This is a genomic window from Acinetobacter sp. CFCC 10889, from assembly GCF_003268395.1.
GTDB lineage: Bacteria > Pseudomonadota > Gammaproteobacteria > Pseudomonadales > Moraxellaceae > Acinetobacter.
This window is the reverse complement of the sequence record NZ_LQXQ01000077.1, coordinates 1-13,216: the sequence shown is the minus strand read 5'-3', so window position 1 is coordinate 13,216 and position 13,216 is coordinate 1. Positions and strand designations below refer to the sequence as shown.

The following is a 13,216-nucleotide window of genomic DNA, read 5'->3' as shown; positions in this document are numbered from 1 at the left end:
AAAAATTTTTATATAACTGGCTTAATTAATAAAAAATAGTAATTTAATTAGACCTCTTGCGAAAGTAAAAACTGCCTCAATATAGATTTCATGAAATATCAGAAATTAAATCGTTTTTCAGATTCTGAATTCCAGCGCTTGGTTGGTGTACCTCGAGCAGTTTTTAGTGAAATGGTCGAAGTTTTAAAAGAAGCAGAATCACTTAAAAAGAAATTAGGGCGTCCTCATACTTTAGCTATAGAGGATCAATTATTATTAACACTCAATTACTTACGGAGCTACAACACCCAATTGGAATTGGCGGCAAATTACCATATCGCTGAAAGTAATGTGAATCGAACTATTAAAAAGGTTGAAGATGCATTAATGAAATCAAGACGTTTTACCCTGCCAAAGCGAAGCATTACCACAGCAGACGAACAATTTAACTGGGTAATTATTGATGCGACAGAATGTTTAATAGAACGCCCAAAAAAAAAATCAGAGTAAGTTCTACAGTGGTAAAAAGAAGAAACATACGTTAAAAGCCCAAGTGATCTATCATCCGAAGAGCAAACAAATCATAGGAGTAGATATATCGTCTGGCAGTCAGCATGATATTAAATTGGCAAGAAAAACAGTTAAGAAATTCAAACATTGTGACTATGTTATGACCGATTTAGGGTACTATGGGTTAGAGCAAGATGGCTTTAAATTATTGATGCCAATAAAGAAAAAGAAGAATTTACCCTTATTTGATGCTGAGAAAAATTACAATAAAATGATTGGAAAAATACGAGTTGTAATCGAACACATTAACAGTCAATTGAAAAGATTTAGAATACTAAGTGAACGCTATCGAAATAGACGGAAAAGATTCGGTTTACGCATTAACTTAATCGCTGCACTGGTAAACCGGATGAACTTGCAATAACGACTTTCGCAAGAGATCTATTATAAACTACTATTTTTTATTTAAAAACAATACCATATATTTTAAAGTGGAGAGTTTTCATCCTAAAGTGGAATACTTTTCACTGTTTATTAAAATATTGATTAGTTATCTATTTAAATACATATTTATTTTTTAAATTTTATAATATTTATTAAATATTTATATGTATTTTTTTATTTAAGATAAATTTGAAAATATGACATTTTTTTCTAAAAACAAAATTTTGTCTTTCGTTATTTTATAAAGATCGTATCTAGCTCGAAACATTACAAAGTATAGCTGAGTGAAACGAGAGCTATGCTGAAGTAATTGTTTGAGCAACCAACCGACTTCCAGTATTAATTACACAATGAGAGTTACAGAGGGCGGTCAGGAAATGATCACGATTAGGTGTTGCATAGGTGTATGTATGTGGCTACTAAAATACTTATTTTTTGATTTAAGGTTTTCTATTTTTTCTTATTTATTTTCAACATATTACAACCAACCCAAGACAAAGATTTGTCATAGCTCCTTTAAAAAAAACTTTATAAATTCACTTTAATTTGTGTATCAAATTTAGGCGAAAGCCGTACTATTTCTAGGATTAACTCAAGACTGAAATCTGTCTTAGTTATCCACAATTTTAAATTTAAAATAAAACAAGACTTTAGTAGACAAAATAAGGGTTTTAAGACAAAAAATATAGCTTTAAGACAATCTATTGACATTATTTGTCTTGAATTAGTATAATCTGTCTAAGGAAAGAAGTTCTGTCTTTGGCAAACTTCTAGAACAATCAAAAACAAAAGGAAAAAGAAATCGTGCAAATAGGAAAAATTAGCACCGTGTTTAAAGTATATGACGCAATGATGGGTAGCGGTAAGACTACTCAAATTATAGAAAACATTAGAACAGCAGAAACATCTCAAAACTTTTTATATATCACTCCATTACTTGATGAATGCCATCGTATTTCAGGTACAAGTTATGATGAAGATGATCACTTAAAACGTCCGTTGATTACTACAGAAGACGATACCAGCGTACATTACGCTTATCTGCCAGATGCACCCCTTAAAAATAAACGATTCAAACATCCATTTTATAAAGGCGGTAACAAAGCTGAAAGCTTACAGTACTTGCTCAAAAACAAAGAGAATGTAGTTAGTACACACCAACTATTTATGAACTTGACTCCTGCAATGCTTGAAGATGCTAAAGATTACATTTTAGTCATCGACGAAACAATTCAGGTTTATGACGTTTATACCGAATATACAGCGACTGAATTAGAAGCATTGTTTCGTTTAGGATGGATTAAACTAGATGATAGTGACAATGTTACCTTACGCTTCCAGCGTGAAAACTTTGGTGATAATGGCGGTGATCCAACAGGAACAAAATACGAAAATCTAGCAACTATGTGTGATCTTGGTCAGCTCCTATATGTGGATCAAAAGCTGATTGTTTGGGAATTGAGTATTGATACCCTAAAAGCTTTCAAAGAAGTTTGGATTGCTACATATATGTTTGAAGGTTCGCAAATGAGTGCGTATCTGAAGTCGTATAGTGTTGATTATGAACTAATTCGTTTTGGTAACAAGCCTTCTCATATTAAGGAATTAGTCACTATTTCTGATGACAAATTTATCAATGATATAGGTACGAAAAAAACAGCTTTAAGCTCTAGTCAATTTAAGACTAATAAAAAGGCTTTATGTGAGCAACTATCTAAAAACTTAGATAACTACTTCCGTAATAAAGTTAAAGCTAAGAAAGGTGATCGTTTGTGGACTTCTTTCAAAGAATGTCATTCACTTATTGCAGGCTCACGCTATAAAGATGAATGGTTAGCATTCAATACAAAAGCTACGAATGAATATAAAGACAAGACTAATTTGGCGTACCTTTTAAATCTTTTCCCTAACCCTATGGTGGTTAAGGCTTCAGCTATGAAAGGCTTCCCAGTTAACGAAGATGTATTTGCTCTTTCAGAAATGGTACAATGGATATGGCGTTCAGCTATTCGTGAAGGTAATCCAATCAATATTTATGTGCCTAGCGCACGTATGAGAGACTTGTTGACTCGTTGGATGAATGATGAGTTTGAAAATATTGTCGCAGTTAAGACTGAGCCTTACGCTCAGACTAAATCTAAACAATTAGAATTAGTATAAAGAAAACTATCTTTTGGGGATTGACATTCTCACCGTGCTAAAAGACGTAGATTCCTCCTGCGAGACGCTCATGTCCGAGCGCAAGAATATTCAGTGAATTTATATCCCGATCCATGAACTACCACACTCACGACACTGTCATTCTCTTATTCATAAGCCTGCCCTCTACCTTTCAAACTACTGGTGCGTGAGCCACAGCACGAACACGTTTGGGTAGTTCGCTTCATTAATTTCTTCATACCATACACCGGCGTTCTCGCATTTATACTTGAGCATGGTTCTTAGTTGTCCAACTTGCATCTAGCACTGATTTAGCCAATCTAGTTTGTACTAATGCTTTGACATGCATATTGCCAACGAAGATTGCTGCATGGGCATTCACCAGTTTATGGCTGAATTGATGCAGCATGTTTTGACGTAGATTTTTAATCTTGGCGTGAATCGCTTTGATACGCTTCTTATTTTTTGCACGTTGAGCAATGCCAAGTTTTTGTTCATATTGTCGATAGATTTTAGGAGCTTTGAGCTTTACGCCATCTGAACAAGTGACTAAATCTTTTAAGCCCAAGTCCATGCCTATTGAGGTTTTAATTGTTGTTTTTACTGGTTGAATATCATCAACCACAAAGCAAGCATACCAACGCCCCGACTATCTTCTACAAATGAACCTGTTTTGACGCTGTAATTGCTTAGTCCGTAACGGCTTTGTTGCACAAATATTCAAAAACTAGACTTTCCCCAAGTTATCCAAATTTAAGTGACAACTCGGGTGTGAGGTCGACTCAACTCCGTAAATTTATTTAATACTGCCACACGTGCATGCATCTCTTTGACTTGGCTTTGGAAATTTCTTGCACTGAGTTTATCGCCTGAGAAACACTGTTTCGTAAGATTTGATGCAATGCATTTTGGTTTCGACCAAACTTCGGCAATGATAGCCTGACCAGTTTTTCCATAGTGTCCTGCCAAAACGTTTAACTGTTCGAAGTGATTTATTTCGCTCTAGCGAGCTGGTCTTTGTATCTTTCCAAGGTTTTGCATTTTTTCTTGGTGGAATCACCGCATGCGCTTGTCGCTCTGTGATGACCTGACGGCATTGCTTGGTGTCATAAGCCCCATCAGTATAGACGGAGTCAATCTGTTCTTCTTGTGGAATCTGATTTAGTAAATCACCAAGCACCTGTGAATCACTCACATTGTTGGTTGTGAGCTGAATAGCACGTATTTGAAGGGTTTCAGCATCGATACCAATATGTAATTTATGCCATTGGTGACGATATTTAGGCTGATGTTTTTTACGTTTCCATTCGCCTTCACCTAAAAACTTTAAGCCAGTAGAATCAACGAGTAGATAGAGACCATTACTGCTTTTTTGATAGTTAATCGCAATATCAATATGCTTTTGTCCTCTACAAATAGTGGAATACGAATATCGCTGATATTCGAGGCTATCCAATCTAATCTAAAGAGATGAATGAGACTTTGAACAAAGCCTGTGACCATACGTAAAGACAGACGGAATAGAGATTTAATCATGAGACAGCATTGGATAGCGACATCAGAATAGATTTGATTTCGACTATGTTTGCCTTTTGGTTGAGCGTACCATTGAGTTTTGGGATCAAACCAAATAGAAATATTTCCTGGATTTATTAATGCCCTGTTATAAGAAGACCAATAGGTTGTACGATAGATTTTAGGTCTGGGCTTATTCATTTGAGAATTATAATGTTGAATAAGCCTTTAACTGTAGGTTTGTGCAACAAAGCCCTCATGGATTGCAAACTGATCTAATAGCAACACATTAATAAGTAATCATTGGACTGCTATTATTGATATTTAATTTAATTTTTATGAATATTCAATTTTTTAATAGAAATTTAGTTGCTCTCAGAGCTTGATGTAGTGGTGTTTTATCTTTTTGCAACTTACTCAATAATGCTGCACCTAACCACATTTGGTAAAGTACTTGTGCCACGTCGAGGCCTCAGTATCTGCTTGGATAGACTGATCATGTTTTCCCAAATCAATTAAACCAGCAATACGTTCGATTACATCATCGACGCCAGCGGACATAATGGAGCGCATATCTTCAGATAGATCGGCAACTTCTGCGGCAAGTTTCACAATTAAACAGCTATCCGCCCAACCACACTGTGTTTCAGGATCTTCTATCCATAAATTAAAATACTCAATCAGCTTTTGATAAGGGGATTTATCACTACGCCATACATCATTTAAACGGACTTGATAATTATCTACATAATGCTGTACCAATTCACATCCGAAAGCTTCCTTGGATTGGAAATAATGATAAAACGAGCCTTTAGGGATCTCACAGCTCTGTAAAATTTCCTGTAATCCTACACCGGTAAAACCTTTATGCAAAATCAGGTCTGAACTGGTGTTAAGAATGTGTAAGCGCTTCGCTTCAGACTTTTTAATAGGAGTAGGCTTCATATTAATTATTTACTCTATTGTAAAAAAAATAGACCAGTCGTATTGTTTTTTATTATAACTCATCTACAATGGATGTAAAGAAATTTCAATCATAATTTTTGATTGTAAAGAGAAATATTTCTAAATAAAACATGGGGTTATATTTGTGAAAACAGTTATTAATCAACGCATCGTTTTAGCTAAACGGCCAGTGGGTGAGCCAAAACACAGCGATTTTCGTATTGAGCAAGTTGAGCTCAATGAACTTAAACAGGGTGAAATATTGTTGAAAACCATTTACTTGTCACTCGATCCTTATATGCGTGGTCGCATGAGTGATGCTCCTTCATATGCGGCACCGGTTGAAATTGGTGAAGTGATGGTCGGTGGAACAGTCAGTCAAGTGGTGGCCTCTAAAAACCCAAAATTCAAAGAAGGCGAGTGGGTTCTTTCCGGAAATGGCTGGCAGGGCTACGCAATTTCTAATGGGACTGCATGTCAAAGCTTAGGTATGCAACCTGAACATCCATCTTGGGCATTAGGTATTTTGGGAATGCCAGGATTTACTGCTTATATGGGGTTGTTGGACATTGGTCAGCCTAAAGCTGGTGAAACTTTGGTCGTTGCCGCTGCAACGGGACCTGTTGGTGCTACGGTTGGACAGATTGGCAAACTTAAAGGTTGTCGCGTGGTTGGCGTCGCAGGTGGGGCTGAAAAATGCCGTTATGCAGTAGAAGAATTCGGCTTCGATGCTTGTATCAATCATCATGATGAAAATTTTGCAGAACAATTACAACAAGCTGTTCCCAACGGTATTGATATTTATTATGAGAATGTAGGGGGTAAAGTGTTTGATGCGGTATGGCCATTGCTTAACTCTGCGGCACGTGTACCGGTGTGTGGTGTGGTTTCCCAGTATAACGCTACCGAGCAAGCACAAGGCCCAGACCGTTTACCGGGCTTTATTTCCACCCTTTTAAAAAAGCGTATTCGCATGCAAGGCTTTATTATTTTTGATGATTATGGCAGTCAGTATCCGCAATTCTATCAGCAAATGTCTGAATGGTTGAAAGACGGAAAAATCAAATATAAAGAGCATATGGTGCAAGGTTTAGATAACACGATCAATGCTTTCAATGGTATGTTGAAAGGCGAAAACTTTGGCAAAGTGGTTGTAAAAATTTAAAAAAATAGGAATTATCATGATTATACTACATCATTTAGATCAATCACGTTCTTTTCGCATTTTGTGGTTACTTGAAGAAATCAAGCAGCCTTATGAGCTGAAACGCTATTATCGTGACTCAAACACGCATTTGGCCCCTGACTCTTTAAAAACCATTCATCCTTTAGGGAAATCTCCAGTATTGGAATGGGATGGCAAAGTTATTGCAGAGTCAGGCGCAATCGTTGAGTTATTAATTCAGCAACTTGCGCCGCATTTAGCACCAGATATGGATGAACCTACCTATGTCGATTATCTACAGTGGATTCATTTCTCAGAAAGCTCTGCCATGCTGCCATTTTTGTTAAAAACGTTTAATGCGATAGAAACCAAGCAGGGCACGAAGTTGGTATTTCTAGAAAATTATACTCAAGTTGAGTTCAATAAAGTATTTAGCTATTTAAATGAATATTTAAAAGATAAAGAATTTCTAGTGGCAGACCGTTTAACCGGTGCTGACTTTATGATGGGCTTTGGACTACATGCTTTAGTTCATCATATGGGACAAGGTGAAAATTATCCTCATATCCAACGTTATGTAGCAGGTTTAAGCCAACTACCTAGCTGGCAAGCCGCAGTACAAATTGAACAAAATGGTGTGAAAAGTCAAAAATAGCAAGATTGATTTTTTAAAGGCAATTTAGAAAAACAATCGTGATTTTCAAGTAAATCTACTTAAAAATAAGCTGACACTTATTTAAATTAAACGTCCAATGAATTTCATCGGGCGTTCTCTATTTTAAAGATAAGGAATTACCATTATTTAAGACAAGTTTCGCCTATTCTTTCACTGCAAATTCCTATCAGAAGAGTTTGAATATCACGACGTTTAGGCTGAAAGATATAATCAACTTTTGAAAGAAACGTGACTAACGCACAGCAAGATTAAATTATTCCTCAGGGTATTAAACAAGTAAACTGCATCATTTTACTAACATAAACACATACACGTAAAAATCAGGCCCCGTTTAACTGGCAATAGTTTTTGAACCCTTGTATAAAAGTTTAAACGAATCTAGCAAGTCTTTATTTAATGTTAATACTCATCCAGTATTGAGGTTTTTTATCTTTTCTTGCCTGTGATCTAGGTTGTAATACTCTAATTTCATACTCACCTGAAGCAGGTAAAATATAAATACCATTATCATCAAGCTCTGGAGAATATTCTCCAAGATTGATTGAGTCTTTTAATTGATTACCCCATAAGTAAGTTTCAACATTTCCTCCAGTCAACCTCACTTTTAACTTTTGCCCTTTTTTAGCATAAAATTTGTAGGAATCATACTTGTATCCATCTATCCTTCCGTAATAATTTGCAGAGTAAGATTTTTTTGCAAACTTAACTACAACAGTCTTTCGTATATCATTGTTATCATTTGCAAGTACGGCAGGGCTAAGCATAGTTAAAGTTAGGGCCATAAAAGTACCAGCTAGTAATTTCGTATTCGCTATTTTCACAAGGTTACCTTAATTCTTGCATCGCCCCTGACATAGTAATATAAGTGGCTTTGTTGCACAAACCTACAGTTAAGGGCTTATTCAACATTATAATTCTCAAATGAATAAGCCCACACCTAAAATCTATCGTACAACCCATTGGTTTTCTTATAACAGAGCATTAATAAATCGAGGAAATATCTCTATTTGGTTTGATCCCAAAACTCAACCAAAAGGCAAACATAGTCGAAATCAAATCTATTCTGATGTCGCTATCCAATGCTGTCTCATGATTAAATCTCTATTCCGTCTGTCTTTATGTATGGTCACAGGCTTTGTTCAAAGTCTCATGCATCTTTGTAGATTAGATTGGACTGAACCGTACCGAGTTTGTCGGAGACTCAACATTCTGAGAAACTACTCCGATGAAAAAATCAAACTATACCCCTGAAATCAAGGAAAGAGCGGTTCAACTTGTTATTGAATCCGAAAAAGATTATCCATCAAATTGGGCTGCAATCACTGCTATTGCTCCCAAGATAGGTTGTACCCCTGAAACACTCCGTGTTTGGCATCAAAAATATTTGGATCAACAAAATCCAGTTAAAGTACAGCATCTTTCAGATCAAGAACGCATAAAACAACTGGAACGTGAAAATAAAGAACTGCAACGCGCTAACGAAATTCTACGTAAAGCAGCTGCTTTTTTCGCCCAGGCGGAGCTCGACCGCCCACACAAATAATGGTGGATTTCATCCATAACAATAAAGACCTATATGGTGTTGAGGCAATCTTTAAAATTTTACCGATTGCACCATCGACCTATTACCGACAGTTGGATCTGACCGAGAACCCAGAAAAGCGCTCAAAACGCGATTTACATGACGTGCATCATGCTGAACAAGTGAAACGAATTTGGAAAGAAAGTTCGGGTCGATATGGTGTACGTAAAGTCTGGCAACAATTGAAACGTGAAGGCTATATTGTTGCACGCTGTACGGTTGCTCGATTAATGCAAAATCTAGGCATACAAGGTGTTTGGCGCGGTAAGAATAAACAAACTACTCGTAGCCGAGATGATCAAAAGCGTGCACCTGACTTGGTGAAACGCAATTTTACTGCTGATTATCCAAACCCTTGCGAAGCAGTGCTTCTCAGGTCGCTGACTTCACGTATGTTCGAACCAATTCAGGCTGGGTGTATACCGCCTTTATTATTGATGTGTTCTCACGAGCCATTGTTGGATGGAAAGTATCTACACGAATGAATACAGATATGGTGCTCGATGCATTGGAGCAAGCATTACATGATCGAGGCATGCCAAAGCACATGATTCATCATTCCGATAGAGGTGTGCAATATCTTTCCATTCGCTATACCAATCGTTTAGAAGCAGCAAATTTACGAGCATCAGTTGGTACGACTGGTGATTCATACGATAATGCTTTGGCTGAAACGGTGAATGGCTTATATAAAACAGAGGTGATTGAATATCTAAAAGCAGATTGGCAAGGTTTAGTAGATGTACAACTTGCGACATTAAACTGGGTGGATTGGTTCAATAAAAAGCGTGTACATAGTGCTCTAGGTTATGTATCGCCATTTGAGTTTGAAGCAATGTACTATGATAAGATGAGACCGTTAGGTCAGGTGGCCTAACTTAAATAAAAAAGTCTCCGATAAACCCAGTACGGTTCAAACACAATTTTTATAAAAATTGCATCTATACAAATAAGAAATTGCATCTCATTTTTTCAATATCTAAATTAAATATTTTCTTTTTCAGTTCAGCAGTTAGATCAAATTATGTATTCATTTTTATATCCAACTAACACAAAAATGGGTGTCTAGGTAAGAGTTCATTTTGCGCTCATATCAGATCACGCCGTCACAAATACATGCTATAAAATATTAACGATCTCTATTTATTTTGTTTTTTCTTTTCAATCAAAACACCAATTTCTCTCATTACAAATGAAACAGAAGGCTTTTTTTCTTCTTTTGCACAGGCAATTAATTCAGCTTCTGTCATTGTGCCCCCATTAATAATATATCTCTCCATAACATGCGAAGGTATATCATAAGTATTTTTTTCAATACGCTTTTCTTCAGTGATAAATACATCACTAATAGATGGCGTTTCTATCGACTTTATAGAAGTTTTTTCTGTTGATTTTTTTGTTCTCGTATTTTTAGGTTTAGTTATAGGCGCATCTTGAGATACTAATGGCTTTTCTCCTATTTCTTGCTCAGTTGATTTAGCTTTTTTCTTATAACTATGATCAATGAAACCACATAAAATTAATGCTTTTTCATACTGGTCAACATCACCATTTTTAAAATCATTTTCGATTTTTTTAGCAAGTAATTTTTCATTTTGATTAGAATCAACTATGTTATTTAAATAACCAAACCCTTCAATACAATCACAAACATTTTTTGCAATCATACTTGCAAATAAATTTGCCTGTTTATCATTTAAAATAATTTTAGACTTTTCCTGAGATAATGGTATTTCAGATATTACATCTCTTTCTTTCTTAAAAGATGCTGTAAAAGTAAATGATATACCACGTATAACACGTCCATTTTTGTGTTTTTCCATCTTTATATTTTTAATATCAGTGTGTTTTTTCACCTGATTAATCGCAACATCAATGACTCTTTTTTCCAGATCATAAAAACGCTCATAATCTTTCTTACCAACACCAAGCTTGAGTCGAAAGTCATCCAATGGTATTTCCTGTACTTTTCCAACCGTTCGCCATTGGATCAACAACTCATATAAACGTATAGCATATTGGCTTGTAAGTTCTTTAATCTGCATTAATTCATATTCTGTAAATTTTCCTTCTAGTTCAGAAATTAAAGGACGAATAGAAGGAGAAAATGATAAACGAATTAATCCTAGACTATCAACATAAGATGATCTGATAAAAATAGGTTCACTCACATGCTCGGTATATTTTCCCTTATAGACTTCAGAGTAATCAAAAGTACGTCTTTTTAATTTATCCTGAGCATCTTTCATCATGCTGTAAACATTATCAGGGGCTATATTAAAAAATTCAGCATATTCTTTTGCAGCGATCTCTACAGGATTTTCCTTATCAAAGCCTTTGTTTGTCCCTCGTGTCTTTACAATTGCTACCAACATAAGACGATGTTCTGATAATTCCATTTGGTATCGAGCATTAATCAAAGAATTACTTTTTACGATTTTATCGTTATCCAACATATTATGTTGCTCGTCTTTAGTATATATGACGCAGGCTATCAAGAATTGCGTCTTATATCAATATAGTGACTATGAAAATGTCGTCTTAAGCTATGAAAATGTCGTCTTATAACTATGAAAATGTCGTTTTTAGGCTATGAAAATGTCGTCTTATAACTATGAAAATGTCGTCTTATAACTATGAAAATGTCGTCTTATAACTATGAAAATGTCGTCTTAACCTTAATAAAGTCATTAAAAATCAATAATTAAAAATTTATTAAAACAAAAAATAAAACAAAATTTATTAAAACAAAAAATAAAACAATTTTTTTTAATAAATATATTTTTTTTAAAATTTAAATCTTTTAAAAAGCAAAAAATCATCAATTATTATAAAAGCTAAGGTTGGAAAATTTAACTATGAAAATGTCGTCTTATAAAATTAAAACTGTTAAAAAAATTAGTAATAAATCATAGATGAATTTATAAAATTAAATAAGAATTTTATTCTATCTATAAAAAATCATTACTTTCTAAAATAAAAATGAATTATCAAATTGAATTTATTGGATAAATTGAATAGACACAGATTTTGTAGACACCTTTTAGTTAGATAAAATGGCTAATTAACAAGGTACTTATGAGCAGTAAACGATACCCTGAAAAATTCAAAATTGAAGCAGTAAAACAAGTCACTGAAAAAGGTCATAGTGTGGCTGAAGTTGCCACACGTTTAGGAACCACTACACATAGTCTGTATGGTTTGATCAAACGTTATGATCCACAGCAGCCCAAGACAACAGAATCTAGTGATCCAACTACAGAATTAGCGAAATTAAAAAAAAGCTGCAAAGGGTTACTGAAGAAAGGGACATATTAAAAAAGGCCTCGGTGTACTTCGCAAGCCAGTCCAAATGAGGTACGCCTTTATTCGGGACAACCAACATATATGGTCTGTTCGTCGTTTATGTTCAACATTAGATTTTCATCACTGTGGTTATTACGCCTGGTTAAAGACACCCACCAGTATAACTGCGAGGAAGCTGCAACAGCTTTCATGATTAATTAAACAGTTCTGGTTGGAATCTGGCGGAGTCTACGGTTATCGCAAGATTCATTGTGATTTGAAAGATGTTGGCGAAATTTGCGGTATCAATCGAGTACATCACTCATGAAGGCGAATAGTCTCCAGTCACAGCATGGCTATTGCAAACCTAGAGCTAATGTTAGTACTCCATCCATTGTGGCTCGAAATACTTTAGACAGACAGTTTAACCCCACCTAGTCCAACCAGTTGTGGGTGACTGAAATCACTTATATTCGCACTCATGAAGGATGATTGTATCTTGCAGTAGTAATCGACCTCTTCTCACGGCTAGTCGTTGGCTGGTCTATGAAGTCGAGAATCACAACAGATCTGGTTTTAGATGCTCTACTGATGGCTTTGTGGCGAAGAAGCCCAAAAAACAAAGTCCTGATTCATTCTGATCGAGGTAGCCAATACACCAGTGATGAATGGCAGACATTTCTCAAGCATCACAACCTTGAAAGCAGTATGAGTCGGCGTGGAAACTGCTATGATAATGCTGTTGCTGAGAGCTTTTTTCAGCTGTTAAAGCGAGAGAGGATCAAGAAGAAAATCTATGTGACAAGAACTGAAGCAAGGTCGGATATCTTTGAATATATAGAAATGTTCTATAACTCAAAACGCAGACATGGTTCCAATGGTCAGCGTTCTCCATTAGATTATGAAAAGGCCTATCAAAAGATGGTTATGTATGTCTAGAATTTTGGTGGCTATT

At 35.5% G+C, this 13,216-nt stretch carries 6 protein-coding genes, 6 pseudogenes and 1 other annotated feature; of the genes and pseudogenes, 7 read left to right on the top strand and 5 right to left on the bottom strand.

The window, feature by feature from the left end:
- Positions 1-90 precede the first annotated feature (90 nt).
- Together AVJ19_RS18905 and AVJ19_RS18900 are read left to right on the top strand one after the other, a co-directional pair.
- Positions 91-913, top strand: a protein-coding gene (locus AVJ19_RS18905; protein WP_085064288.1) for an IS5 family transposase whose coding sequence is annotated in 2 segments (ribosomal slippage) — positions 91-471 and positions 473-913 — 822 coding nt in all. Because the reading frame shifts where the segments join, the coding sequence is not laid out codon by codon here.
- A gap of 824 nt (positions 914-1,737) precedes the next feature.
- On the top strand, positions 1,738-3,093 hold the full coding sequence (locus AVJ19_RS18900; RefSeq protein WP_111861138.1) for a hypothetical protein: 1,356 nt from the start codon (positions 1,738-1,740) through the stop codon (positions 3,091-3,093).
- A gap of 37 nt (positions 3,094-3,130) precedes the next feature.
- On the opposite strand, the pseudogene AVJ19_RS18895 reads toward AVJ19_RS18900, so the two are convergent.
- From AVJ19_RS18895 to AVJ19_RS18885, 3 pseudogenes are all read right to left on the bottom strand, one after another.
- Positions 3,131-3,792: pseudogene (locus tag AVJ19_RS18895) on the bottom strand (RNA-guided endonuclease InsQ/TnpB family protein); the annotation flags it as partial.
- Between the two features lie 54 nt (positions 3,793-3,846).
- Positions 3,847-4,809: pseudogene (locus AVJ19_RS18890) on the bottom strand (IS5 family transposase).
- Between the two features lie 145 nt (positions 4,810-4,954).
- Positions 4,955-5,553: pseudogene (locus tag AVJ19_RS18885) on the bottom strand (TetR/AcrR family transcriptional regulator).
- A gap of 145 nt (positions 5,554-5,698) precedes the next feature.
- On the opposite strand from AVJ19_RS18885, the gene AVJ19_RS18880 reads away from it, so the two are divergent.
- Together AVJ19_RS18880 and AVJ19_RS18875 are read left to right on the top strand one after the other, a co-directional pair.
- Entirely contained in the window at positions 5,699-6,718 is a 1,020-nt protein-coding gene (locus AVJ19_RS18880; protein ID WP_111861137.1) for an NADP-dependent oxidoreductase, read from the top strand.
- Between the two features lie 16 nt (positions 6,719-6,734).
- Positions 6,735-7,373: a glutathione S-transferase family protein gene (locus AVJ19_RS18875; protein WP_111861136.1), complete on the top strand. Its 639-nt coding sequence runs from the start codon at positions 6,735-6,737 to the stop codon at positions 7,371-7,373.
- A 410-nt stretch (positions 7,374-7,783) separates the two neighbouring features.
- On the opposite strand, the gene AVJ19_RS18870 is transcribed toward AVJ19_RS18875, so the two are convergent.
- Positions 7,784-8,215: a PPC domain-containing protein gene (locus tag AVJ19_RS18870; protein WP_111861135.1), complete on the bottom strand. Its 432-nt coding sequence runs from the start codon at positions 8,213-8,215 to the stop codon at positions 7,784-7,786.
- A gap of 100 nt (positions 8,216-8,315) precedes the next feature.
- Between AVJ19_RS18870 and AVJ19_RS18865 the strand changes: the two are divergent.
- Both AVJ19_RS18865 and AVJ19_RS18860 read left to right on the top strand, forming a co-directional pair.
- Positions 8,316-8,594: pseudogene (locus AVJ19_RS18865) on the top strand (transposase); the annotation flags it as partial.
- A gap of 25 nt (positions 8,595-8,619) precedes the next feature.
- Positions 8,620-9,853, top strand: a pseudogene (locus AVJ19_RS18860) (IS3 family transposase).
- Positions 8,895-9,011: a sequence feature (AL1L pseudoknot), on the top strand. (Overlaps the previous pseudogene by 117 nt.)
- A gap of 262 nt (positions 9,854-10,115) precedes the next feature.
- Here AVJ19_RS18860 and repM read toward each other — a convergent pair.
- Positions 10,116-11,432, bottom strand: a complete 1,317-nt coding sequence (repM, locus tag AVJ19_RS18855; RefSeq protein WP_111861134.1) for a replication initiation protein RepM — start codon at positions 11,430-11,432, stop codon at positions 10,116-10,118.
- A gap of 622 nt (positions 11,433-12,054) precedes the next feature.
- Here repM and AVJ19_RS18850 point away from each other — a divergent pair.
- Positions 12,055-13,200: pseudogene (locus tag AVJ19_RS18850) on the top strand (IS3 family transposase).
- The last annotated feature ends 16 nt before the right edge of the window (positions 13,201-13,216 follow it).

Bases quoted from the DNA above. Each gene is read 5' to 3' on its own strand.
- AVJ19_RS18875 (WP_111861136.1), top strand. From the start codon at position 6,735: ATGATTATACTACATCATTTAGATCAATCACGTTCTTTTCGCATTTTG.
- repM (WP_111861134.1), bottom strand. From the start codon at position 11,432: ATGTTGGATAACGATAAAATCGTAAAAAGTAATTCTTTGATTAATGCT.